This window comes from Corynebacterium bovis DSM 20582 = CIP 54.80, assembly GCF_030408615.1.
GTDB lineage: Bacteria > Actinomycetota > Actinomycetes > Mycobacteriales > Mycobacteriaceae > Corynebacterium > Corynebacterium bovis.
In genome coordinates, this window is sequence record NZ_CP047187.1 from 2,103,935 (window position 1) to 2,126,492 (window position 22,558).

Below are 22,558 nucleotides of genomic sequence, written 5' to 3' on the forward strand. Positions count from 1 at the left end.
TCACGGCCGCACCACCGCCCGCGCGGCGAGCAGCGCCTTCCGCGGCCCCGGCACCCGCACCCGCCGCCGGAGCACGTCCGCGGCGGGTGTGGCGCGGAGCCGCCGCACGAGGTCGGCGTAGATCGCCTCCGCCGCCGCGACCGCCGGGCGGACGTCACGGGGCAGGGCCGCGATGCCGGGGCGGGCGGCGGCGAGGTCCGCCTCGACGTCGTCGAGCAGCCGGTCCTTCACCGCGTCGGTGAACTCCCCCTCCCCCGTGAGCGCGGCGACGTACGCCCGGCCGAGGCCGTGCACGTCCTCCCCGACGTCGCGGACGAAGTTCGCCTTCTGGAACGCCGCGCCGAGCCGGCGCGCCGCCTCCCGCACCTCCGGGGACGACGGGCCCGCGAAGATGTCCAGGCACATCAGGCCCACGACCTCCGCGGAGCCGTGGATGTACTCGCCGATGTCGCACCCCTCACCCGTCGCGTCGGCCCGCATGGAGCGGAAGAACGCGCGCATGTGCGCGGGGTCGATGCGGTGGCGCCGCGCCGTGCCGGCCCACGCGTGGAGCACGGGGTCGGTGTGGAGCGGCCGGGGGTCGAGCACGGCGCGCTCGTAGTCGTCGAGGAGCGCCACCGGGTCCGCGCCCGCCCGGGCGGCCGCGCCGTCGACGATCTCGTCGGCGATCCGCACGACCGCGTAGAGGTTCCGCACGTCCGCCCGCACCCGCCGCGGCAGCAGCGCCACGGCCAGCGAGAACGACGACGAGTACGTCCCGATCACCCCCGCGGCCGCCCGCCGCGCCATCCTGTCGTACGTCGTCACGGCAGCCGCTCCACCCGGGCCGGTCCCATCCCGTCGCGGACGAGGAGGATGTTGAGGGTCACGACGACGACCGCCCCCAGCGAGATCCCGCTCCCGAGGATCATCGACGCCCACGACGGGAAGGCGTCGAAGAACCCGGGCACGACCGTCAGCAGCAGCGACACCATGACCGCGATGCCGACGACCAGCGCCTTCGTCTCCGTGAACTCCACCGCGGCGAGCGTGCGCACGCCCGAGGCGACGATCATGCCGAACAACGCCATCCCCGCGCCGCCGAGCACCGGCTGCGGCAGCGCCGCGACGACCGCCCCCGCGCGCGGCACGAGCCCGAGGACGACGAGCAGCACCCCCGCCGCCGCGACGACGAAGCGGCTGCGCACCCGCGACAGGCTCACCAGGCCGATGTTCTGCGCGAACACCGTGTACGGGAACGTGTTGACGATCCCGCCGAGGACCGTGGACAGGCCGTCGGCCCGCAGCCCGTCGGCCATCGTGCGCCGGTCCACCGGCCGCCCCACGATCCGCCCGACGGACACGAGGTCCCCCGACGTCTCCGTCATGACGACGAGCCCGCACACCGCCATCGTCACGACCGCCCCCGGCAGGAACTGCGGCACCCCGAACATGAACGGCTGCGGCACCGCGAACCACGCGGTCCCGCCGACGCCCTCCCACGACACCCGGCCGAGGAGCTGCGCCAGGACCGTCCCGCCGACGAGGCCGGCGAGCACCGCCACGGGGCGCAGCGTCGGCGGCGCGAAACGGTGGACGACGATGACGACGACGACCGTCGCCACCGCGAGGAGGACGTTGAGGGGGTCGCCGTCGTCCCCCCTGACCCACCCGGCGACGACGCCGGAGAGACTGAGCCCGACGACCATGACGATCGTCCCCGTGACCAGCGGCGGGAAGTAGCGGGTGAGGCGGGAGAACACCGGGGCCACCGCGATCATGAGCACCCCGGTGGCGATGACCGCCCCGTACATCGCGGGCAGGCCGTGGTCGCTGCCGACGGCGATCATCGGCGCGGCCGCGGCGAAACTCACGCCCTGGACGAGCGGGAGCCGCGACCCGAAACGCCACAGGCCCACCGACTGCACGATCGTCGCCAGCCCGGAGACGAAGAGGTCCGCGACGATGAGATGGTGCAGGTCACCGGGGTTCAACCGGCCCGCCGCGATGAGGCCGCCCCCGATGACGAGCGGCACGGCGACCGCGCCGGCGTACATGGCCAGGACGTGCTGGACCGCGAGGACCAGCGTCACCGGCAGCGGGGGCAGCGAGTCGACGCCGCTCCGGTCAGAGGCGCTCGACCGCACGGGGGAACAGGTCCCGGTAGTTGTCGAGGTCGATCCGGGCGAGGGCGTCGCGGTCGAAGTAGTCCTCCAGCCCGGAGACGGTCTCGGCGGTCGTGGACTCCGGCATGTAGGGGAAGTCGCTGCCGAAGAGGATGTGGGTGTCGTCGATGAGCGCCGTGAGGCCGGCGAGCGTGGCGGGGTTCGCCGACATCGCCGTGTCGTAGTACAGGCGGCGCAGCGAGCCGAGGAGGTCCTCCGGCTCCCGGTCCTTGAGGTCGGAGGCGATGGTCGACGCGTACGTCAGCCGCTTCGCCAGGTAGGGGACGGTGCCGCCGGCGTGGGAGAGGATGAGCTTGAGGTCCGGGTGGCGGTCGAGCGTGCCGCTGAAGAGGAGGTTCGCCGTCGCGCGGGTGGTGTCGAACGTGAACTCGTAGAGCGACGGCGGGAGGCCCCAGCGCTCCGGGTCGGAGGCGGGGATCGCCGGGTGGACGTGGGCGCCGACGCCGCGCTCGGCGATGTGGTCGATGATGCGGTCGAGGCGCGGGTCACCGAGGTAGACGCCGTCGTAGTGGGTGTACAGGCCGACGCCGTCGTGGCCGAGCTCGTCGAGGGCGTAGTCCAGCTCCGCGATCGCGGCGTCGACGTCCGGCAGGGGCAGGAGCGTGAGCGCGCCGTACCGGGACGGAGTGTCCCGGACGAGCTCCGCCATGTACTCGTTGACCTCGCGGGCGAGCCGCGGGGCGTCGTCCCCGGCGAGGGTGGCCCCCGGCGCGGTGACCGTGAGCAGGGCCATGTCGATGCCGTGGCGGTCCATGACCTCGAGGTCGGTGTCCCGGTCCCAGTGGACGGGGTCGACGCCGTCGAGCTGCGTGCCGCCGGCGTAGCGGTCGACCGCCTCCTGGTAGACGGGCGGGATGACGTGGTGGTGGACGTCGATGCGGTGACCCATGGGTGATTCGCTCCTGACTGTGGTGGTGTGGTACGCCGACAGCATAACAGGACTCCCACGGGGGCTTTTGTGGCCGGAGGTGCTCGGAGCTGGAGACGAGACTTGAACTCGCAACCTACGGTTTACAAGACCGTTGCGCTACCGATTGCGCCACTCCAGCGGGGCCGCGTCGGGCGCGGTCCGCCCGACAGCCTAGCAGGCGCGTCACGTACAGTGTGAGCGACAACGACTGAGGGGAGGCCCCGTGACGACGATGGACAGGATCCGCCAGGCCCGCCACCGGCTGGCCGACGTCGTGTTCACCGGAAACAGGTCGACGATCGACGCGATCCGCACGGCCCCGCCGCCGTCCCCCCTCGCGCCCGTCGACCTCAGCGAGCCGAAGACGGTCCACACCGTCATGGACCTCGCCGCGCGCATCGGCGACCTGCTGCTGTCCTCCGGGACGGGCAACAGCGACACGAAGGCGCAGATCCTCGGCATCACCGCCGCCTACGGCCTCTACGGCTGCCACGTGGACATCACGCTCAACACCATCACGATGTTCGCGCCCTCCCGGACCGGTGAGGCCCCGACGACGGCGTTCCGCGTCGTCCACCGCCTGAACACGGACTTCTCCAAGCTCACGGAGGTCGACCGCCTCATCCGGTCGATCGTCGCGGGCGCGACGCCCCTCGAGCTCGCCCAGAAGCTCCTCCGGGAGATCGAGACCGCTCCCCCGCCGTACCGGACGCGCTACGCGCTGCTGTCGTGGGGCGGGTTCGCCGGCGCGGTCGCGCTCCTCCTCGGCGGCGGGCTCACCGTCGCGGTCATCGCGACGGTGACGACGGTCTTCTCCATGTTCACCACCGCGTGGCTCGCGTCGAAGTCCCTGCCGACCTTCTTCCAGAACTTCGTCGGCGGGTTCATCGCGACCGTGCCCGCCGCCGTCATCTACGGCGTCGGCCAACGGTTCAACCTCTTCCTCGCGCCGTCGTTCGTCGTCGCGTCGTGCATCGTCGCCCTGCTCGCCGGGCTCACCCTCGTCCAGGCCCTCCAGGACGGGGTGACCGGCGCCCCGGTGACGTCGTCGGCCCGGTTCTTCGAGACGATCCTCGGCACGGGGGCGATCATCTCCGGCATCGGCGTCGGCATCCGGATCATGGACCGGCTCGGGGTCACCCTCCCGCCGCTCGACACGACGGCGACGTCGACGTCGTTCGCGAACTCCACGATCCAGGTCGTCTCCGGTGCTGCGGCCGCGGCGTTCTTCTGTGTCGCGTGCTTCTGCGAACGCCGGGCGCTCATCGTCGCGTCGTTCACCTCCCTCGTCGCCTCGGCCGCCTACTACTTCGTCATGTTGCCGACGGGCTTCGGCGCGATCGGCGGGTCCGCGGCGACGGCCGTGCTCATCGGCCTCGCCGGTGGTCTGCTCTCCCGCCGGTACCTCATCCCGCCGCAGATCACCGCGATCGCCGGCATCACGCCGCTGCTGCCCGGTCTCGCGCTGTACCGGGGGATGTACGCCATGCTGAACAACCAGTTCGTCGTCGGCTTCTCGAGCCTCGCGGCGGCCCTGGCGACGGCGACCGCGCTCGGCGCGGGCGTCGTCCTCGGCGAGTGGGTGGCGCGCCGCCTCCGCCGGCCCCGCATCCTCCACATCGCCGACGGCATCCGCCGCCCGGGGACGCGCCGGAAGTCCCGGGTGCACTGGATGCGCCGCCGCCCCCGCACCCTGTCGAGCCAGTGGAGCCCCGACCTCGGGCGACGGCGTGCACGCCGTGACCCCGCCACGTAAGCTGGCGTGGTCACGCAACACAGTCTGAGAAGAGGGAGTACACGTGCCGCCGAAGGTCACCGACACCCGGGCCGCGAACGCCGAAGCACTGCACGCAGTGGAGGTCGAGACGGCTGAGGCCGCGCAGCGGATCGTCGCGACGTACGCCGAGGACTTCCTCGACGCCACGACGATCATGTGCATGCTCGGGGTGGAGCCGGAGGGGCTGATCCACCGCCGCGTCCTCGCCGAGATCGAGGCGGAGAACGCGGCGTCGTCGGCGAAGAAGAAGACGACGAAGAAGGCCGCGAAGAAGAGCACGAAGAAGACCACGGCCAAGAAGACCACGAAGAAGGCCGCGGCGAAGAAGTCGACGGCGAAGAAGACCACGAAGAAAGCCACGAAAACCACACCGAAGAAGAGTTAGGGCCATGGACAGCAGCAGTGATTTCGTCGTCGTCGCCAACCGTCTGCCCGTCGACCGTCGGGTCGACCGGGACGGCACCGTCTCCTGGACACCGAGCCCCGGCGGACTCGTCACCGCCCTCCGGCCCGTCCTCGAGGAGCACTCGGGCGCGTGGATCGGCTGGCCGGGGACCACGACCGCCGAGGACGAGGAGCCGGTGACGACCGCCGACCTCCCGCACGACAACGGTGTCACGCTCGTCCCCGTCGCCCTCAGCCCCGAGGACCACGAGGCCTTCTACGAGGGCTTCTCCAACGCCACCCTCTGGCCGCTCTACCACGACCTCATCGTCCACCCGGAGTACCGGCCCGACTGGTGGGAGCGCTACGTCACCGTCAACCGCCGCTTCGCCGACGCCGCGGCCGCCGAGGCCGCCGAGGGGGCGACGGTGTGGGTGCAGGACTACCAGCTCCACCTCGTCCCGGGGATGATCCGGCAGATGCGCCCCGACGTGCGCATCGGCTTCTTCCTCCACATCCCCTTCCCCGCCCCGGAGCTGTTCCGGCAGCTGCCGTGGCGCCGCCAGGTGCTCGAGTCGACGCTCGGCGCGGACGTCATCGGCTTCCACACCCCGGACAGCGCGTCGAACTTCCTGCTCACCCTCCGCGCCCTCGGTCACGACGTGACCGTCGAGCCGGAGATCGGCGACGGTGCGACGTTCATCCGGGGCGCACGGCTGCCGGAGGGCTCCCCCGCCGCCGGGACGGTCGAGGTCGACGGGCGCACGGTCACCGTCGGCGTCTTCCCCATCTCCATCGACTCCGCGCAGGTCAACGCGAAGGCGAACACCCCGGAGTCCATCGCCGCGGCGATGTCGCTGCGGCAGCGCCTCGGCTCCCCGAAGATCCTCATCGCGGGCGTCGACCGGATGGACTACACCAAGGGCATCCTCCACCGGCTCGAGGCGCTCGAGATGCTCCTCGACAACGGCGACCTCCGGGCCGACGACGTCTGCCTCGTCCAGGTCGCCACCCCCTCCCGGGAGCGGCTCGAGTCCTACAAGCAGACCCGGAAGCTCGCGGAGCAGACCGTGTCCCGCATCAACGGCAACCACGGCAGCCTCGGGCACACCGTCGTCCACTACACCCACGCCGGGCTCCCGTTCGACGAGGTCGTCGCGCTGTACTCCGCGGCGGACGTCATGCTCGTCACCGCCCTCAAGGACGGGATGAACCTCGTGGCGAAGGAGTACGTCGCCTGCCACTCCGACGGCTCCGGGGCCCTCGTGCTCAGCGAGTTCACCGGCGCGGCGACGCAGCTCACGGACGCCTACCTGTGCAACCCCCACGACCGGGAGTCCGTCGGCGAGGCCCTCCTCGACGCCGTCCGCAGTCCCGCCGTCGAGCGCCGCCGCCGCATGTCCGCGATGTGGGAGCAGGTCCGGACCCACGACGTCCACCGGTGGGCCCGGGAGTTCCTCGAGGCGCTCGGGTGAGGAGGCTCGTCCCGCTCCTCGTCGGCGTGCTCGCACTCGCCGGCTGCTCGGGCCCGGCGGAGTCCCCCCTCGGGGCGACCCGCTGGCAGGTCGTGCGGATCACCGACGACCCCGACCGCGCGACCCTCCTGCCGGACACCCTCCAGGGCCGGGTGTACCTCGTCATCGGCCGGGACACGTTCACCGGCGGGACGGGGTGCCTCACCTTCTCCGGCCGCGCGTGGTGGGCGGACGACGAGTCCCGGGCGCGGTTGTCCGACATGACCGTCACGCCGTCCCCGGGGCGCTGCATCCCCGGCGAGGAGGACACGGCGGAGCGGCTGCGGTCCGTCCTCGGGTCGGGGGACCTCGCGGTCACCCGGCCGGCGGAGCACGAGCTGAAGCTCACCCGCACGGACGAGCAGGTCGAGCCGTGGCAGACCCCCCGTTCGGTGGAGTTCACCGACGGCGCGGGGTAGAGTTCGGTCACCATGACCCTCGAGCAGTGAGGACCCTTCACCATGCCCCAGCGCCCCGCATCGGCCTTCGACAGTTTCACCGTCAGCGACGAGGACATCGCCTATCTCGCGGGGGTCCCCTCACTGCTCGTGGCCTGTGACTTCGACGGCACGCTCGCGGAGTTCACCGACGAGCCGAACACGGCCCGCGCGGTGCCGGGGGCGATGGACGCGCTGCGCGACCTCGCGGCCCTGCCGGGGACGACGGTGTGCGTGCTGTCCGGCCGGGACCTGGGCCAGCTCCAGACCGTCACCGAGCTGCCGGCGCTCCGCGAGCCCGGGGAGGACGACATCCTCCTCGTCGGCAGCCACGGCGCCGAGCCCGCCGTCGACGGCGGGGTGACGCTCACCGACGACCAGAAGTCCCTCCTCGCCGACCTCGGGGCGGAGGCGGAGCGCCAGGCCGCCCGCGACGAGGGGATGTGGGTCGAGTACAAGACCTTCGCCGTGGGCCTCCACGAGCGCACGGCCCTCGACTTCTCCATCGCCGAGGAGGCGATGCAGGCCTTCCACGACGTCGCCGCGCAGCGCGAGGGCACGACGATCACGTGGGGCAAGGACATCCTCGAGGTCGCGGTCGACGGCACGACGAAGGGCTCGTACGTCCGCCACCTCCGCGAGGAGCTGGGGGTCGACGCGGTGCTCTTCATCGGTGACGACGTCACCGACGAGACGGCCATGGAGGTGCTCGACCAGGGGGAGGACACGGAGGCCCGCCCGGACATGGGCGTGCGCGTCGGCTTCGGCGCGACGGCCGCGCAGCGGCGCGTCGAGTCCCCGACGGACACCGCGGCCCTGCTCCGCCGCCTCGCGGACGCCCGGGGCTGATCACCGCGGGGGCGCGACCGTCCGGCCCGGCCGGAACCGCGTCCCCAGGAGCCGCCGGCGCGGCGGCTCCTCCCCGTCGAGCAGCGCGAACAGGGCGCGCCCGGACGCGAGGCCCTTCTCCCGGCTCGGCTGGACGACCGTCGTCACGCCCCGGGCCACGGCGCGCGGGATGCCGTCGAACCCTGTGACGGACAGGTCCCCGGGGACGTCGAGCCCCCGCTCCCCGGCGACGTCGAGGACGCCGAGCGCCATGGAGTCCGTCGTGCACACGACCGCGGTGAGGTCCGGGTGCGCGTCGAGCAGTTCCCGGGCGGCGTCCCGCGCCGTCTCCGGGGTGTTGATGTGCCGCTCGACGACGGGCACGTCGACGACCCCGGCGGCCGCGAGCTCCGCGAGCGCCCCCTCGACCCGCGACCGCTGGACGTGCATCTGCGCCGCCGCGAGCCGCTCCGGGCCGACGGGCCCGTTGTTCGGCTCCCGGGCGAGCCGGATGCACAGGACGCCGACCCGGCGGTGGCCCGCGTCGACGAGGGCCCGGACGGCGGGGCGGACGGCCTCCCGGTCGTCGATGCCGACGAAGGTGAGGTCGTGGCCGTCGGCGGGCTGGTCGCAGACCACCGTGGGCACCCCCCGGCCCCGGACCGCGGCGAGGAAGGGGTCGTCGGCGGCGACGGAGTAGACGATGAACCCGTCGACGGCCGCCTGGTTGACGAGGGCGGCCGCCCGGCCGTCGCCCTGGGTCTCCGCCCCGGCGGGGACGAGGAGCATGGACGTGTCCCGGCCGCTGCACGCGACGGACACCCCGGACATGAACTCGAGCGACGCCTGGTCCTCGAAGGCGTAGGTGAGGTCCTCGGTGAGCAGGACGCCGAGCGCCCCGGCGTGGCGGGTGCGCAGGGACCGCGCGGTGGGGTCCGGGCCCGGGTACCCGGCGCGCTCGGCGGCCGCGAGGATCCGCGCGCGGAGGCTCTCGGAGAGCTGGTCCGGGCGGTTGTAGGCGTTGGAGACGGTGGTGCGGGACACACCGAGTTCCGCGGCGAGCGACGCGAGGGTTCTGGGGGTGTTCACCGGTCCGACGATAGTCCCCCTCCCCCGGGCCGCCTATTTTTTGACACTAATTATCAGTAGACGTACGGTGGCTCCATGACCACAGCACGCCTGGCCCGGGCCACGACAGCGGTGCTCGGCACCCTCGCCCTCCTCACCGCCTGCTCGCAGGGCGGCACCGACGACACGAAGACCGTCACGGTCGTCGCCTCGACCTCCCTGTGGGGCGACCTCGCGCAGGCCGTCGTCGCCGGGCACGACGGCGTCACCGTGTCGAGCGTCATCAGCGGCACGCAGGACGACCCCCACGAGTACGAGCCGAGCGCCCGCGACCTCGCGTCCGTCCGCGACGCCGACATCGCCGTCGCCAACGGCGCGGGCTACGACACGTGGTTCAGCGAGGCCGCCGGCGACGACACCGAGCTCGTCTCCGCCCTCCCCGCCGACGACGACGGCACGAACCCCCACGTGTGGTTCGACCTCGACACGACCTCCCACCTCGCCGACCACCTCGCCGTCGCCCTCCACGCCCGCGACGACGCGATCCCCGACCGGGCGACCGAGGTCACCCGCCGGATCGACGAGCTGAAGACCCGGGCCGCCCAGCTGCCCGCCGGCGCGGCCCTGCTCACCGAGCCCGTCGCCGCCGACCTCATCGAGGGCACGCCGCTGCGCAACGTCACCCCCGAGGGCTACGCCCACGCCACCCTCGCCGAGGCGGAGCCCTCCGCCGCGGACATCGACGCCGCCCGCCGGCTCATCGAGGACGGCACGGTGACGGTCCTCGTCACGAACCGCCAGTCGGAGTCGCCGGCCGCCGCGCAGCTCACGAAGGCCGCGGAGGCCCGGGGCGTGCGCATCGTCAACGTCAACGAGACCCCCGACGAGGGCCAGGACTACTTCGGCTACGTCGGCGCCGTCCTCGACGGCCTCGCCGGCCGGTGACCGCACCGGTCCTCTCCCTCCGGGACGCCGCGGTCGCCCCGCTGTGGGAGCACCTCGACCTCGACGTCGCCCCCGGTGAGTGGGTCACGGTGCTCGGCCCGAACGGGGCCGGGAAGACGACGCTGCTCCACGTCGTCCTCGGCACCCGCCGGCTCACGGCCGGCACGGTGACGACCCGGGGGCGGGTGGGCTACATCCCCCAGCAGCGCATGATGGGCGCGGACATCCCGTTGCGCGCCCGCGACCTCGTCGGACTCTCCGCCGGGCACGGGGTGCTGCACCGGCGGCGCCCCGCCCCGGGGACGGTCGACGCCGCCCTCGCCGCGGTCGGGGCGCTCGGGTACGCGGACCGGCGCGTGGGTGTGCTCTCCGGCGGGCAGCAGCAGCTCGTCCGGCAGGCCCAGGCGCTCGTCGACGACCCCGACCTGCTCCTGTGCGACGAGCCGCTGCTCAGCCTCGACGTCCGCGCCCAGGCGGAGACCGTCGCCCGGCTCGACCGGCGGCGGCGGGAGCACGGCACGGCCGTCGTGTGCGTCACGCACGGCGTCGAGCCCGTCCGGGCGGTCACCGACCGCGTCGTCCGCCTCGGGGAGGTGTGAGCCGTGGACCTGCTCGGCGTGGACTTCGTCCAGCACGCGATCCTCGCGTCGCTGCTGCTCGGCATCGTCTCCGGGGCGCTCGCCCCGCTCATCGTCATGCGGCGGATGAGTTTCGCCGCGCACGCGACGGGGGAGCTCGCGCTCATGGGCGCGGCGGCGGCGCTCCTGCTCGGGGTGAGTGTCTCGGCGGGGGCGATGCTCGGGGCGGTCCTCGCGGCGGTCGTCCTCGCGCTGCTGGGGATGCGGGAGCAGGACTCGACGGTCGCGGTGGTCCTCGCGTTCGGCACCGGGCTGTCGGTGCTGTTCATCTACCTGTACCCGGGGCGCTCGTCGCGGGCGATGTCGCTGCTCACAGGCCAGATCGTGGGGGTGTCCGGGCCGACGCTGGGGGTGTTGGCGGTGGTGACGGTCGTCGTCGTGGTCGTCGTCGCCCTCCTGTGGCGGCCGCTGCTCTACGCGACGGTCGACCCGGTGCTCGCCGCGGCGGCCGGGGTGCCGGTGCGGCTCCTCGCCGTCGTCTTCGCCGCGCTGCTGGGGGTCGTCGCGTCCCAGGGGGTGCAGATCGTCGGGGCGCTGCTGCTCATGGCGCTGCTCATCACGCCCGGGGCGGCGGCGGTGCGGGTGACGTCGAACCCGGTCGTCGCGGTCCTGCTCAGCGCGGTCTTCGCGACGGTCTCCGCGGTCGGCGGGCTCGTCGCCTCCCTCGCCCCGGGGCTGCCGGTGAGCCCGTTCGTCACGACGATCTCGTTCGTCATCTACCTCGCGTGCCGCGGTGTCGCAGCGTGGCGAGACCGACGAGGGCTGCCCCGACCACGATCCACGCGACGAGCACGGTGACGGCGTGGGTCATGCCGTTGCCGTCGAAGTAGGCGACGGAGCGGACGGCGGTGCCCGCCGCGCCGATGGGCATAGCCTGGCCGACCGCGCCCCACGGGGCCGGCAGCCACTGCCACCCGGTGGCCATGCCGGACAGCGGGTTGGACACGAACAGGGTGAGCACCGCGCCGAGGGCGAGCCCGGGGACGCCGAGGAGCGCCTCGAGGCCGAGGACGACCATCGACGTCGCGGCGATGCCGACGGCGAGGACGGCCGCGAGCTCCGCGTAGCTGCCGCCGACGGCGTCGAAGCCGAACTGGAGGATCGCCGCGAGGGCGAGGCCGCCGAGGACGGAGAAGGCGAGGGAGCCGATGACGCGCAGGGCGTAGCGCCGCTTCATCGTGAAGGACAGGACGGCCGCCGAGGCCATGCCGCCGAAGGCGAGCGGGAGGGCGAGGACGGTGAGGGCGGTCCCGCCGGGGTCGCCCGCGGCGAGCGGCGCGACCTCGTCGTAGGTCACGTGGGTGCCGTGCGCCGCGAGACCGGAGCCGACGCCCGTGAGGAGCGTCGGGTAGGGCTGGCCGGCGCCGGTGGCGGTGACGACGGTCGCGCCGTCGGGGCCGAGGGCGACGCCGCCGACGGCGTCGCGGTGGCGCACGGCCTCACGGACCTCGTCGAGTGAGCCGTACGTCCGGACGTCGAGGTCCCCGGGCAGGGAGTCGGTGCCGCTCACGGCGACGGGCACGTCCGTGGGACCGGAGTTCAGCGAGGGGGCGAGGAAGGCCAGCAGCATGAGGCACAGGGCTGCGGTGAGGGCGGCGACGAGCGCCGCGAGCGTCCGTTTCATGGGGGACTCCTGTAGAATAGACGGAGCACTGCGCTCCGGTTGTGGGTAGACGGAGCGTATCGCTCCGTTTATCGGAGCGCAAACCGAACAGCAGGGAGACACGCCGATGCGGGCAGACGCCGTCGCGAAACGCAGGGAGATCCTCGACGCCGCGTGGAGACTGGTCTCCGACCAGGGGGTCGACGTCCCCCTCCGCGCCGTCGCCCAGGAGGCCGGCGTCGGCATCGCCACGCTCTACCGCCACTTCCCCACCCGCCGCGACCTCATCCTCGGCCTGTTCAGCGAGGTCCGGGACCGCGTCGCCGACGTCATCGACCGGCACCGCGACGGATGGGACGACGACCCCACGGCGACGTGGCACAGCGTCGTCCACGACCTCGCCGCGCTGCACACCGGGGCGCTCGCGACGCAGATGATGCCCGTCGCCATGGTCGACGAGGAGCTCATGGCCTCCGCCACCCCCGTCCGCGACGACCTCCAGGCCCGGCTCGCCACCCTCCTCGACCACGCCCGCGCCCACGGCTTCGTCGCCGCGGACGTCACCCCCGTCCGGTTCCACCTCGGGCTCGCCGCCCTCACCCGCCCCCTGCCCGCCACCGCCGAGCGCCTCGCCCCCGGCCAGGCCGAGTGGCTCGTCGGCGTCTACATCCGCGGGCTGCGCTAGGCGCGCCAGAACTGCGGGGCGCGCGGCACCTCGTCCTCCGGCACCCGCAGCGCCCGGGCGGCGCGCATCGCCCAGTGCGGGTCACGCAGCGCCTCCCGGCCGAGCGACACCGCGTCCGCCAGCCCCGTCACGAGGATCGTCTCCGCCTGCGCCGGCTCCGTGATGAGCCCCACGGCGCTGACGACCACCCCGTCGTCGACCCCCCGGGCGAGCTCCGCCGCGAGCGGGGTCTGGTACGCCGGGCCGACGGGGATCTCCGACCCGTCCGTCAACCCGCCGGAGGAGACGTCGACCCACGAGACGTCGAGCCCCTCCAGCGCCGCGACCGTGTCCGCGACGGTGACCCCGCCGTCGACCCAGTCGGTCGCGCTCACCCGCACCCCCAGGGGTCTCGACGCGGGCCACGCCTCCCGCACGGCCGTGACGACGTCGCGGAGCAGCGTGGCGTCCGACGTCCCCCCGACCAGCGGCGAGAGCGCCTGGTGGAGCAGGTACCCGTGGGCGGCGTGGACCTGGACGACGTCGTAGCCCGCCTCCTCCGCCCGCCGCGTGGCGTCGACGAAGGCCTGCACGACGACGTCCCGGTCGGCGAGCGCCTCCTCGGCCGTGAGCACCGGCCACCCGCCCTCCGCGGCGGGCACCCGGCCCTCGTCCACCCCCGGCAGCATCGGGTACGTCGAGGCCTTCATGCCCGCGTGGCCCAGCTGGACGCCGGCGGCCCGGCCCTGGGAGTGGATGACGTCGACGACCCGGGCGTGGCCGGCGACCTGGTCGTCGTCCCACAACCCGAGGTCCTGCGGGGAGATCCGCCCCCGCGCCTCGACCGCCGTCGCCTCCGCCACGACGAGGCCGAACCCGCCCGCGGCGAAGGAGCCGAGGTGCTGGACGTGCCAGTCGGTCGGCACCCCGTCCCGCCGGTCGACGGCGTACTGGCACATCGGCGCGATCCACGCGCGGTTACCGACGACGAGGCCCGACCCGTCGGGGGTCGGGAGGGTCAGGGGACGGAAGAGACGGGGGGAAGCCATACCCCCTACCGTACGCGGCGCTGCCGGGCGAACTCGCTGAGGACGACCCCCGCCGCGACGGAGGCGTTGAGGGACTCCACCCACGACGCCATCGGCACCGACATCACCGTGTCGCACGTCTCCCGGACGAGGCGCGACAGCCCCTTGCCCTCGGAGCCGACGACGATGACGACGGGCGTCGTGCCGTCGTACGTGTCGAGCGTGTGGTCGCCGCCGGCGTCGAGCCCGACGACCTGGTAGCCCGCCTGCTGGAACTCCTTGAGCGCCCGGACCATGTTCGTCGCCTTCGCGACCGGCAGCCGCGCCGCCGTGCCCGCCGACGTCCGCCACGCCACCGCCGTCACCGACGCCGACCGCCGCTCCGGGATGACGACCCCGTGCCCGCCGAACGCGGCGACGGAGCGGATGACCGCGCCGAGGTTGCGCGGGTCGGTGATGTTGTCCAGGCACACGATCATGCCCGGCTCGCCGGAGTCCCGGACCCGGCCGATGAGCCCCTCGACGTCCTCGTAGCTGTACGGCGGGACCTGGAGGCCCACGCCCTGGTGGAGGCCGTTGCCCGTCATCGTGTCGAGCTCGCTGCGGCTGACCTCGAGCACGGCGATGCCGCGCTCGGCGCACGTGTGGACCGCCTCGGCGAGCCGGTCGTCGTTCTGCGTGCCGACCGCGACGTACAGCGCGGTCGCCGGGACGTTCGCGTGGAGGCACTCGACGACCGGGTTGCGGCCGACGACGAGCTCCGGGCCCTCCGGCTTGTCGTGCTGGTTCTGCCGCCCGCGGGCCCGCCGCTCGGCCTCCTTCTTCCGCCGGTACGCGGCGTGGTACACCCGGTCCTCGGCCTTCGGGGTGGCCTTCTTCCCCCGCAGCCCCCGGCGACGCTGGCCACCGGAGCCCTTCGGGGCCCCCTTCTTCTCCGTCTTGCGCACGGCGCCGCGGCGGCGGTCGTTTCCAGGCATGTGTGTTCCGAGTCCTCCCGTTGGTGTCCGGCCCATCCTAGCCTGACACGGTCAGCCGTCCAGCGACCACTCCGCGCCGTCCGGGGTGTCCGTCACCGTCACGCCGGCCGCGCGGAGGCGGTCGCGCACCGCGTCGGCCGTCGCGAAGTCCTTCCGGGCCCGGGCCTCCGCCCGCCGGTCGAGCTCCGCGCGGACGAGGACGTCGAGGGCCTCGAGCGCCTGCGTCGACCCGCCCGCGTCACCGGCCCACCGCGGCGAGAGGGGGTCGACGCCGAGCACCGCCGCCATCGCCCGGACCTGACCCGCGAGGTCGGCGACGGTGGCGTGGTCCCCCTGCTCCAGCGCCCGGTTGCCGGCGCGCACGACGTCGTGCAGGACGGCGAGGGCCTGCGGCACCGCGAGGTCGTCGTCCATCGCCGCGCCGAAGGCCTCCGGCCACGTGCCCCGGTCCATCGTGCCCACGACCCGGACGGCCCGGTCGAGGAACGCCTCGATCCGGCGGTACCCGGCCGCCGCCTCCTGCAGCGCGCCCTCCGAGTACTCGAGCATCGACCGGTAGTGCCCGCTGCCGAGGTAGTAGCGCAGCTCGACGGGGCGCACCTGCGTGAGCACGTTCGGCACGGACAGGACGTTGCCGAGGGACTTCGACATCTTCTCCCCCGACATCGTCACCCAGCCGTTGTGCATCCAGTAGCGGGCGAACGGGTCGCCCGCCGCGTGGGCCTGGGCCTGCTCGTTCTCGTGGTGGGGGAACTGCAGGTCGAGCCCGCCGCAGTGGATGTCGAACTCCGCGCCGAGGTACGTCGTCGCCATCGCCGAGCACTCGATGTGCCAGCCGGGCCGGCCCCGGCCCCACGGGGTGTCCCACGCGGGCTCCCCCGGCTTCGCCGCCTTCCACATCGCGAAGTCCCGGGGGTCGCGCTTGCCCGCGACGGTCTGCTCCCCCTGGTCGAGCTCGTCGAGGCGCTGGCCGGACAGGGAGCCGTAGTCGTCGATCGTCGTCGGCTCGCAGTACACGCTGCCGTCGACGGCGTACCCGTGGCCGGCGTCGATGATGCGCCGGATGTAGTCCACCATCTGCGGGACGTGGCCGGTCGCCCGCGGCTCGACCGACGGCGGGGTCACGCCGAGCAGGTCGTACGCGCGGGTGAACTCGCGCTCGTGGGTCGCCGCCCACTCCCACCACGGCCGGCCGTTCTCGGCGGCCTTCGCGAGGATCTTGTCGTCGATGTCGGTGACGTTGCGGACGAACGTCACCTCCAGGCCGGAGGCCTCCAGCCAGTTGCGGAGGATGTCGAAGGCGACCCCGGAGCGGACGTGCCCGATGTGCGGCACCGACTGCACGGTCGCCCCGCAGAGGTAGACCGAGGCCCGCCCCTCCGTCAGCGGCACGAAGTCGCGGAGGGTGCGGGACGCGGTGTCGTAGATTCGGAGAGTCACGTGCCCCATCCTACGGTCGGTCCGGCCCCGTCCACACCACCGCCGTCGCCACGGCGGCGACCCCCTCGCCCCGGCCGGTGAAGCCCAGGCCGTCCGTCGTCGTCGCCGACACGCTCACCGGCGCGCCGACGAGCTCCGAGAGGACCCGCGAGGCCTCCTCCCGGCGCGGCCCCATCTTCGGCCGGTTGCCGATCATCTGCACGGCGACGTTGCCGACCGTCACCCCGTGCCCGTCGAGCAGCTCCCGGCACTCGCGGAGCAGCCGGGCCCCGGAGACGCCGTCGTACTCCCGACGGCCCGTCCCCACGAAACTGCCGAGGTCACCGAGGCCCGCCGCGGAGAGCAGGGCGTCGACGACGGCGTGGGCGACGACGTCCCCGTCGGAGTGCCCCTCGCACCCGTCGTCGTCCGGGAAGTGCAGGCCCGCCATGTGGCAGGGCTTGCCCTCCTCGACCCGGTGGGCGTCCGTCCCGACGCCGACGCGCGGCACGATCATGGTGTCTCCTCCCCGCCGAGCAGCACCCGCGCGAGCGCGAGGTCCGTCGGCGTCGTGATCTTCAACGCCCGGGGGTCCCCCGGGACGGCGGCGACGGTGAACCCGGCGCGCTCGACGAGCGAGGCGTCGTCGGTCACCGGTCCGGTCACCCGCTCATGGGCCTCGACGAACGCGGGCAGCGCGAAGACCTGCGGGGTCTGCACCGCCCGGAGGGTCGCCCGGTCGGGGGTGCCGGTGACGGTCTCGGTGCCCCCCGGTCCGGGGGCGACGGTCTTCACCGTGTCGGTCACGGGGACGACGGGCACCGCCCCCGCCGCCGGGCCCGCCACGGCCGCGGCGACGACGTCGCGGACGAGCCCCGGGGGCGTGAGGCACCGCGCGGCGTCGTGGACGGCGACGACGTGGCCCTCCCGCTCCTCGCCGAGCCGGTCGGTGAGGACCCGCAGCCCGGCGCGGACCGAGTCGGCCCGCTCCGCCCCGCCCCGGCACACCGCGACGCGCATCGGGCCCCAGTCGTTCCCGCGCAGGGCGGCGTCGACCTCCCCGAGCATCCCCCCGGACACGATGACGAGCGCGTCACCGACGACCCCCGACGCGGCGAGGCCGTCGAGCGCGCGGAGCAGCAGGGCACGGCCGTCGAGCTCGACGAGCGCCTTGGGCACCGACGCGCCGAGGCGGGTGCCGGCGCCCGCCGCCGGGACGAGGGCGTGGACCCGGTCAGTCCTCATCGAGGTCATCGACGTCGCCGCCGAGCTCGACGTCGAGGTCGACGGCCGTCGGCCCGTCCTCCCCCTCGACACCGGCGGCCCGGGCGGCGGCGGCCTTCTCGCGCAGCCGGACGATCGTCTCCCGCATCTGCGCGAGCGTGGCGTCCGCCTTCGCGTCGTCGACCCCCTCGGCGAGGGCGAGCTCCCCGACGAGCACCTGGCGGGCCTTCGCGAGCATCCGCTTCTCGCCGGCGGACAGGCCGCGGTCCTGGTCCCGGCGCCACAGGTCGCGCACGACCTCGGCGACCTTGTTCACGTCACCCGAGGCCAGGCGCTCCTGGTTGGCCTTGTACCGGCGGGACCAGTTGCCCGCCTCCTCGACGTCGGTCTCCCGGAGGACGGAGAAGACCTTGAGCAGGCCCTCCTCACCGACGACGTCGCGCACGCCGACCTTCTCCGCGTTCGCCGCGGGCACCTTCACCGAGAGGTCACCCTGGTTGATGCGGAGGACGAGGTAGTCGACCGTCTCCCCCTTGAACTCCCGCTGCTCGATGCCCTCGATCACGGCCGCGCCGTGGTGCGGGTAGACGACGACGTCCCCGACGTTGAAATCCATCCGTTGTTCTCCCGTACCCCGGCCGCCGCCGGAAGGTGTGTCTGCTGGCCTCACTCTGGCCGGGCCATTCTAACACCCCTGCCGACTAGGCCCGCGACCGGCGGAGGGGCTAATGTGAGTGACAGCAGACATTCGTTTCATATGGAGGAGCACGACGTGAAGCCCCTGAAGTCGACCGCAGCGCGCGGAGTCCTCGCAGTGTTCGCCGCCGGTTCGGCGCTGGCGATCACCGCCTGCAGCGCAGGTCAGATCTCCCAGACCGCGAACCAGGTCCCCGCCGTGGACGGGGTGTACGCGAACCCGCCCGGAACCCCGGTCCGGGACATCACGGTCTCGCTCCAGGAGGACGGCTCCACGGCGCTGAAGTTCACCGCCGTCAACAAGACCCTCGACGACAGTGACGTCACCCTCCGCGGCATCACCGTCGACGGCCGGAAGGTCGAGCTCGACGGGGACACCTCCCTCGGCGCCGGCTGCTCCATCGTCGCCGACGGGGCCGCCGGCATCCGGCGCGCCGAGCCCGAGGGCGGCGCCCCCGGCTGCATCCACTACGTCACGACGAGCGTCCCGGGCGACTCCTACCTCGCCGGCGGCCACGAGGAGGTCGTCTTCGACTTCTCCACCGGCGAGGTCAAGGTCAACGCCCCCGTCGCCGCGTACGTCCCGGAGGCCGGCCAGGTCCACCGCGGCGCGGACGGCCGCTACACCACCGGGCACTGAGCTGGCCCGCACGACGACGACCTACCGGTGCACCGCGTGCGGGCACACGGTGGGCAAGTGGATGGGCCGGTGCCCCAACTGCCGGGCGTGGGGGACGCTCGACGAGGTCGGCGCGCGGTCGACCCCGGTGACGTCGGCCCTGCCCGTCACCGAGATCGACCCCGCCGCCGCGGCGCACCGCCCCACCGGCGTCGGTGAACTCGACCGCGTGCTCGGCGGGGGGCTCGTCCCGGGCAGCGCGGTCCTCCTCGCGGGGGAACCGGGGGTGGGGAAGTCGACGCTGCTCCTCACCGCCGCCGCCCACTGGGCCGCGGAGGGCCGGCGGGTGCTCTACGTCACCGCCGAGGAGTCGGCCGGCCAGGTCCGGCACCGGGCGGAACGCACCGGGGCGCTGTCACCCCACCTCTACCTCGCCGCGGAGTCCGACCTCGAGACCGCCGTCGAGCAGATGACGCAGCTCGACCCGGCGCTCGTCGTCGTCGACTCCCTCCAGACCCTCCACGCCCCCGGCGTCGAGGGGGTCGCCGGGGGCGTCGCCCAGACCCGGGCGGTGACCTCGACGCTGACGACGTACGCGAAGACCTCGGGCGTCCCCGTCGTCGCCGTCGGCCACGTCACGAAGGACGGGACCGTCGCCGGGCCGCGCACCGTCGAGCACCTCGTCGACGTCGTCCTCTCGATGGACGGCGACCGGCACAGCGCGCTGCGCTTCCTCCGGGGCGTGAAGAACCGCTTCGGCGCCACCGACGAGGTCGGCTGCTTCGAGCAGACCGCCGGGGGCATCCGGGAGGTCACGGACCCGAGCGGCCTGTTCCTCCACCACCGGGAGACCCCCGTCCCCGGCACGGCCGTGACGGTCGCGATGGACGGGCGTCGTGCCCTCGTCGGCGAGGTGCAGACCCTCGCCGTCCCCACCGGGCAGCACAACCCCCGCCGCGTCGTCACCGGCGTCGACGGGGGCCGGGTGAGCATGATCCTCGCCGTGCTCGCCCAACGGTGCGGGCGGAACCTCGCCCAGCACGAGGTGTACGTGGCGACGGTCGGCGGCATGCGGATCGTCGAACCCGCCGCGGACCTCGCGACGGCCCTCGCCCTCGACTCCGTGCTGCGGGACGCCCCGCTCCCCCTCGACGTCGTCGTCCTCGGGGAGGTCGGGCTCGGCGGGGAGGTGCGCCGCGTCCCCGACCTCGGGCTGCGGCTCGCGGAGGCCGCGCGGCTCGGGTTCCGGCGGGCCGTCGTGCCCGACCAGCCCGTCGACGTCCCGGCCGGCCTCACCGTCACCCGGGTGCCGACGCTCGCGGACGCTATTCGAGGTTGAACGTCGCCGGCTGCGACACGACGTCGCCGACGTGGGTGTACAGCAGGTACGAGCCGGGGTCGACCGGGCGGCGGTCGCCGCACCCGTCCGGCGCGGAAGTCGTCCGCGACCACGACGTCAGCTCCCACGTCTTCGACGCGCCCGGGGCGAGCCGCAGCTCACCGGCGTCCTCCGGCCGGTTGCAGTCCGTGTCCGCCCACACGCGCTGGTAGGTGGTCAGCGTGAAGACCTCGAACTGCAGCGGGTGGTCGGAGAGGTCGACGCGGCAGTCGCCCCGCGTGGGGTTCGTCACCGTGAGGAAGAAATTCGGGGCCGTGTCCGGGCCGAAGGACGGCTGGCCGGGGGCGGCCTCGACGCGCAGGTCGGCGAGGGAGCAGTCCGTCTTCTCCGACGTCGTCGGGGCCGCGGTCGTCGCGGCCGGGGCGGTCGAGGTCGGGGTGGGCGACGGTGACGGTGCCGGTGACGACGCCGCCGGTGAGGAGGCGGCCGCCGGTGCGGGGTCGCCGTCGTCCCCGCCCCCCGTGAGACTGCTCACGGCCCACCAGATGAGGGCGATGACCACGACGAGGACCACGACGGCGGCGATGCGCCGGCGCGTGTAGATCTCCCGGGGCAGAGGCTGGTTGGGCTGCGACACGCTGACAGCCTACCTCCGTGCGTCGCCCGCCCCCGGCTCCGACACAGGGCCCGGCTCCTCCCCCAGGTCCACGCCGTGCGCGACGACCGGCACCGCCCGGTTGTCCGACAGCCGGTAGTGCATCCCGACGACCCCGCAGCGGCCGTCGCGCATCCGCTGCTGGAGCTGCGGCGACCGGTCGATGAGGTGGCTCGCGATCTCGACGACGTGGTGCCGCTCGAACTGCTCCATCGTCGTCTGCCCCGCCGCCCGGGCGGTGAGCAGCGACGGGGTGACCTTCTCCACGAGCACGCGCTGGAAGCCGTCCGGCATCGTCCCGTTCTCCAGCGCGGCGTAGGCGGCCTTGACCGCCCCGCAGCTCTCGTGGCCGAGGACGACGACGAGCGGGCAGCCCAGCCCGTCGACGGCGAACTCCAGCGAGGCGAGCACCGACAGGTCGGTGATCTCCCCGGCGGTGCGGATGACGAAGACGTCACCGAGCCCCTGGTCGAAGATGATCTCCACGGGCGCCCGCGAGTCCGAGCACGCGAGGACGACCGCGTGCGGGGCCTGTCCGGTCTGCACCGCCGTGCGGCGTCCGACGTCCTGGCGGGGGTGGTCCGGATCGCCCTCGACGAACCGCCGGTTGCCGTCCCGCATCATCTCCCACGCCTGCTGCGGGGTGAGGTCCTGAGTCATGGTCATGGGACCATCCTGCACGCCCGGTACAGTGAATGCACCATGACCTCCACCGGAACGCTGCTCAACGACTGGTACGCCGCCCACGCGCGCGACCTCCCGTGGCGACGACCGGGCACGACGCCGTGGGCCGTCCTCCTCTCCGAGGTCATGTCCCAGCAGACCCCCGTCGCCCGCGTCATCCCCCGGTGGGAGCGGTGGCTGGAGCTCTGGCCGCGGCCCGCCGACCTCGCCGCCGCGCCGACGGCGGACGTCCTCCGCGAGTGGGGGTCGCTCGGCTACCCGCGCCGGGCGCTGCGCCTCCGGGAGTGCGCGCAGGCCGTCGGCGACGCGCTGCCCGACACGGTCGCCGGGCTCGAGGCCCTGCCCGGCATCGGCACGTACACCGCCCGCGCCGTCGCCGCCTTCGCCTTCGGCCGGGCCGTGCCGGTCGTCGACACGAACGTCCGGCGGGTCCACCACCGGCTCGTCCGGGGCGTCCGGCTGCCCGGGCCGGCGCGCGCCACCGACCTCGTCGACGTCGCCGACCTCATGCCGTGGGTCGACGAGGACCCCGCGCTGACCCGGCGCGGCTACACCAACCCCACGCACGACCCGGCCCGCCGCGACGAGGCGCTCGGCATGTGCGCGTCGCTCATGGAGCTCGGCGCGACGGTGTGCGTCGCCCGCACGCCCCGCTGCGACCGGTGCCCGGTGCTCGACCGCTGCCGGTGGACCGCCCTCGGCCGCCCGGAGCCGACGGAGCGGGAGCGGGCCGACGCCCGCCGCCGGGTGCAGACCTTCGAGGGCACCGACCGGCAGGCCCGCGGCCGGATCATGGCGCTGCTGCGGAGCCGGGAGACCGCCGACGCGGCCGCGCTCGCGGGGGTGTGGGGGGATGCGGGTCAGCGGGACCGGGCGGTCCGGTCGCTCATGGACGACGGTCTCGTCACCCGGACCGGGGACGTGTGGCACCTCCCCCGGTGACCAGGCAGTAGTATTTCGCCTGTATCTGACCCCTCCGCAAAG

25 protein-coding genes and 1 tRNA gene are annotated in these 22,558 nt (G+C 73.9%); 12 read left to right on the forward strand and 14 right to left on the reverse strand.

Annotated features, from left to right (window positions below; genetic code table 11):
- The 4 genes from CBOVI_RS08600 to CBOVI_RS08615 all read right to left on the reverse strand — a co-directional run bounded on the left by CBOVI_RS08600 (position 1) and on the right by CBOVI_RS08615 (position 3,214).
- The gene (locus CBOVI_RS08600) at positions 1–807 is read right to left on the reverse strand and encodes a phytoene/squalene synthase family protein (RefSeq protein WP_311711122.1); all 807 of its coding nucleotides are present in this window, start codon (positions 805–807) and stop codon (positions 1–3) included.
- Entirely contained in the window at positions 804–2,126 is a 1,323-nt protein-coding gene (locus CBOVI_RS08605; protein WP_010268899.1) for a nucleobase:cation symporter-2 family protein, read from the reverse strand. The genes CBOVI_RS08600 and CBOVI_RS08605 overlap by 4 nt, the downstream gene beginning before the upstream one ends.
- Positions 2,107–3,054, reverse strand: coding sequence for an amidohydrolase family protein (locus CBOVI_RS08610; RefSeq protein ID WP_010268895.1), 948 nt, complete (start codon positions 3,052–3,054; stop codon positions 2,107–2,109). The genes CBOVI_RS08605 and CBOVI_RS08610 overlap by 20 nt, the downstream gene beginning before the upstream one ends.
- A gap of 87 nt (positions 3,055–3,141) precedes the next feature.
- Positions 3,142–3,214: transfer RNA gene (locus CBOVI_RS08615), tRNA-Thr, on the reverse strand.
- A gap of 93 nt (positions 3,215–3,307) precedes the next feature.
- On the opposite strand from CBOVI_RS08615, the gene thrE reads away from it, so the two are divergent.
- Genes thrE through otsB form a run of 5 tightly spaced genes read left to right on the forward strand, consistent with a single transcriptional unit; the run spans position 3,308 to position 8,036 of the window.
- On the forward strand, positions 3,308–4,831 hold the full coding sequence (gene thrE / locus CBOVI_RS08620; RefSeq protein ID WP_043361548.1) for a threonine/serine exporter ThrE: 1,524 nt from the start codon (positions 3,308–3,310) through the stop codon (positions 4,829–4,831).
- Positions 4,832–4,874: 43 nt separating this feature from the next.
- A complete protein-coding gene (locus tag CBOVI_RS08625) occupies positions 4,875–5,237 on the forward strand; it encodes a hypothetical protein (RefSeq protein ID WP_010268887.1) in 363 nt (120 codons plus the stop codon).
- Between the two features lie 4 nt (positions 5,238–5,241).
- Entirely contained in the window at positions 5,242–6,711 is a 1,470-nt protein-coding gene (locus CBOVI_RS08630) for an alpha,alpha-trehalose-phosphate synthase (UDP-forming) (RefSeq protein ID WP_010268882.1), read from the forward strand.
- Positions 6,708–7,169, forward strand: a complete 462-nt coding sequence (locus tag CBOVI_RS08635; protein WP_010268879.1) for a putative periplasmic lipoprotein — start codon at positions 6,708–6,710, stop codon at positions 7,167–7,169. Before CBOVI_RS08630 ends, CBOVI_RS08635 begins: the two co-directional genes overlap by 4 nt.
- Positions 7,170–7,211: 42 nt before the next feature.
- Positions 7,212–8,036: a trehalose-phosphatase gene (otsB, locus tag CBOVI_RS08640; protein WP_010268874.1), complete on the forward strand. Its 825-nt coding sequence runs from the start codon at positions 7,212–7,214 to the stop codon at positions 8,034–8,036.
- On the opposite strand, the gene CBOVI_RS08645 is transcribed toward otsB, so the two are convergent.
- Complete coding sequence (locus CBOVI_RS08645) at positions 8,037–9,104, reverse strand: LacI family DNA-binding transcriptional regulator (protein ID WP_010268871.1); 1,068 nt, start codon at positions 9,102–9,104, stop codon at positions 8,037–8,039.
- Between the two features lie 75 nt (positions 9,105–9,179).
- Here CBOVI_RS08645 and CBOVI_RS08650 point away from each other — a divergent pair, with 75 nt between their 5' ends.
- Genes CBOVI_RS08650 through CBOVI_RS08660 form a run of 3 tightly spaced genes read left to right on the forward strand, consistent with a single transcriptional unit; the run spans position 9,180 to position 11,464 of the window.
- Positions 9,180–10,028 (forward strand): metal ABC transporter solute-binding protein, Zn/Mn family, encoded by an 849-nt coding sequence (locus CBOVI_RS08650; protein WP_083826037.1) that lies wholly within the window; start codon positions 9,180–9,182, stop codon positions 10,026–10,028.
- Positions 10,025–10,627, forward strand: a complete 603-nt coding sequence (locus CBOVI_RS08655; protein WP_010268863.1) for a metal ABC transporter ATP-binding protein — start codon at positions 10,025–10,027, stop codon at positions 10,625–10,627. Before CBOVI_RS08650 ends, CBOVI_RS08655 begins: the two co-directional genes overlap by 4 nt.
- A gap of 3 nt (positions 10,628–10,630) precedes the next feature.
- Complete coding sequence (locus CBOVI_RS08660; RefSeq protein ID WP_010268860.1) at positions 10,631–11,464, forward strand: metal ABC transporter permease; 834 nt, start codon at positions 10,631–10,633, stop codon at positions 11,462–11,464.
- On the opposite strand, the gene CBOVI_RS08665 is transcribed toward CBOVI_RS08660, so the two are convergent.
- A complete protein-coding gene (locus CBOVI_RS08665) occupies positions 11,379–12,290 on the reverse strand; it encodes a membrane protein (protein WP_010268856.1) in 912 nt (303 codons plus the stop codon). The two genes, CBOVI_RS08660 and CBOVI_RS08665, sit on opposite strands and share 86 nt — an antisense overlap.
- Positions 12,291–12,396: 106 nt before the next feature.
- Here CBOVI_RS08665 and CBOVI_RS08670 point away from each other — a divergent pair, with 106 nt between their 5' ends.
- Positions 12,397–12,954 (forward strand): TetR/AcrR family transcriptional regulator, encoded by a 558-nt coding sequence (locus tag CBOVI_RS08670; protein WP_010268852.1) that lies wholly within the window; start codon positions 12,397–12,399, stop codon positions 12,952–12,954.
- Here CBOVI_RS08670 and CBOVI_RS08675 read toward each other — a convergent pair.
- The 6 genes from CBOVI_RS08675 to CBOVI_RS08700 are packed head-to-tail and all read right to left on the reverse strand — an operon-like array spanning position 12,951 to position 18,197.
- The gene (locus CBOVI_RS08675) at positions 12,951–13,982 is read right to left on the reverse strand and encodes an oxidoreductase (protein ID WP_010268849.1); all 1,032 of its coding nucleotides are present in this window, start codon (positions 13,980–13,982) and stop codon (positions 12,951–12,953) included. The genes CBOVI_RS08670 and CBOVI_RS08675 overlap by 4 nt on opposite strands.
- 5 nt (positions 13,983–13,987) lie before the next feature.
- Positions 13,988–14,938 (reverse strand): 23S rRNA (guanosine(2251)-2'-O)-methyltransferase RlmB, encoded by a 951-nt coding sequence (gene rlmB / locus CBOVI_RS08680; protein WP_010268847.1) that lies wholly within the window; start codon positions 14,936–14,938, stop codon positions 13,988–13,990.
- 51 nt (positions 14,939–14,989) lie between these two features.
- Positions 14,990–16,378 (reverse strand): cysteine--tRNA ligase, encoded by a 1,389-nt coding sequence (gene cysS, locus CBOVI_RS08685; RefSeq protein ID WP_010268845.1) that lies wholly within the window; start codon positions 16,376–16,378, stop codon positions 14,990–14,992.
- A 10-nt stretch (positions 16,379–16,388) separates the two neighbouring features.
- Complete coding sequence (ispF, locus tag CBOVI_RS08690) at positions 16,389–16,874, reverse strand: 2-C-methyl-D-erythritol 2,4-cyclodiphosphate synthase (RefSeq protein ID WP_010268844.1); 486 nt, start codon at positions 16,872–16,874, stop codon at positions 16,389–16,391.
- Positions 16,871–17,602, reverse strand: coding sequence for a 2-C-methyl-D-erythritol 4-phosphate cytidylyltransferase (ispD, locus tag CBOVI_RS08695; RefSeq protein ID WP_010268842.1), 732 nt, complete (start codon positions 17,600–17,602; stop codon positions 16,871–16,873). The genes ispF and ispD overlap by 4 nt, the downstream gene beginning before the upstream one ends.
- A complete protein-coding gene (locus tag CBOVI_RS08700) occupies positions 17,592–18,197 on the reverse strand; it encodes a CarD family transcriptional regulator (RefSeq protein WP_010268840.1) in 606 nt (201 codons plus the stop codon). The genes ispD and CBOVI_RS08700 overlap by 11 nt, the downstream gene beginning before the upstream one ends.
- A gap of 156 nt (positions 18,198–18,353) precedes the next feature.
- On the opposite strand from CBOVI_RS08700, the gene CBOVI_RS08705 reads away from it, so the two are divergent.
- Positions 18,354–18,917 carry a hypothetical protein gene (locus CBOVI_RS08705; RefSeq protein ID WP_125174268.1) on the forward strand — a complete coding sequence of 188 codons (564 nt, stop codon included), beginning with the start codon at positions 18,354–18,356 and terminating at the stop codon, positions 18,915–18,917.
- Position 18,918: 1 nt separating this feature from the next.
- Entirely contained in the window at positions 18,919–20,235 is a 1,317-nt protein-coding gene (gene radA, locus CBOVI_RS08710; RefSeq protein ID WP_029157868.1) for a DNA repair protein RadA, read from the forward strand.
- Here radA and CBOVI_RS08715 read toward each other — a convergent pair.
- Positions 20,222–20,872, reverse strand: a complete 651-nt coding sequence (locus tag CBOVI_RS08715) for a hypothetical protein (RefSeq protein ID WP_010268827.1) — start codon at positions 20,870–20,872, stop codon at positions 20,222–20,224. The two genes, radA and CBOVI_RS08715, sit on opposite strands and share 14 nt — an antisense overlap.
- A 9-nt stretch (positions 20,873–20,881) precedes the next feature.
- Positions 20,882–21,556: a carbonic anhydrase gene (locus CBOVI_RS08720; RefSeq protein ID WP_010268824.1), complete on the reverse strand. Its 675-nt coding sequence runs from the start codon at positions 21,554–21,556 to the stop codon at positions 20,882–20,884.
- Between the two features lie 36 nt (positions 21,557–21,592).
- Here CBOVI_RS08720 and CBOVI_RS08725 point away from each other — a divergent pair, with 36 nt between their 5' ends.
- A complete protein-coding gene (locus CBOVI_RS08725) occupies positions 21,593–22,516 on the forward strand; it encodes an HhH-GPD family protein (protein ID WP_010268821.1) in 924 nt (307 codons plus the stop codon).
- Positions 22,517–22,558: the final 42 nt, after the last annotated feature.

Coding starts and splice junctions, on each gene's coding strand:
- rlmB (WP_010268847.1), bottom strand. CDS start 14,938: ATGCCTGGAAACGACCGCCGCCGCGGCGCCGTGCGCAAGACGGAGAAG.
- CBOVI_RS08725 (WP_010268821.1), top strand. CDS start 21,593: ATGACCTCCACCGGAACGCTGCTCAACGACTGGTACGCCGCCCACGCG.
- CBOVI_RS08665 (WP_010268856.1), bottom strand. CDS start 12,290: ATGAAACGGACGCTCGCGGCGCTCGTCGCCGCCCTCACCGCAGCCCTG.
- otsB (WP_010268874.1), top strand. CDS start 7,212: ATGCCCCAGCGCCCCGCATCGGCCTTCGACAGTTTCACCGTCAGCGAC.
- CBOVI_RS08630 (WP_010268882.1), top strand. CDS start 5,242: ATGGACAGCAGCAGTGATTTCGTCGTCGTCGCCAACCGTCTGCCCGTC.
- thrE (WP_043361548.1), top strand. CDS start 3,308: ATGGACAGGATCCGCCAGGCCCGCCACCGGCTGGCCGACGTCGTGTTC.
- CBOVI_RS08610 (WP_010268895.1), bottom strand. CDS start 3,054: ATGGGTCACCGCATCGACGTCCACCACCACGTCATCCCGCCCGTCTAC.
- CBOVI_RS08700 (WP_010268840.1), bottom strand. CDS start 18,197: ATGGATTTCAACGTCGGGGACGTCGTCGTCTACCCGCACCACGGCGCG.
- CBOVI_RS08675 (WP_010268849.1), bottom strand. CDS start 13,982: ATGGCTTCCCCCCGTCTCTTCCGTCCCCTGACCCTCCCGACCCCCGAC.
- ispD (WP_010268842.1), bottom strand. CDS start 17,602: ATGAGGACTGACCGGGTCCACGCCCTCGTCCCGGCGGCGGGCGCCGGC.
- CBOVI_RS08650 (WP_083826037.1), top strand. CDS start 9,180: ATGACCACAGCACGCCTGGCCCGGGCCACGACAGCGGTGCTCGGCACC.
- ispF (WP_010268844.1), bottom strand. CDS start 16,874: ATGATCGTGCCGCGCGTCGGCGTCGGGACGGACGCCCACCGGGTCGAG.
- CBOVI_RS08720 (WP_010268824.1), bottom strand. CDS start 21,556: ATGACCATGACTCAGGACCTCACCCCGCAGCAGGCGTGGGAGATGATG.
- CBOVI_RS08670 (WP_010268852.1), top strand. CDS start 12,397: ATGCGGGCAGACGCCGTCGCGAAACGCAGGGAGATCCTCGACGCCGCG.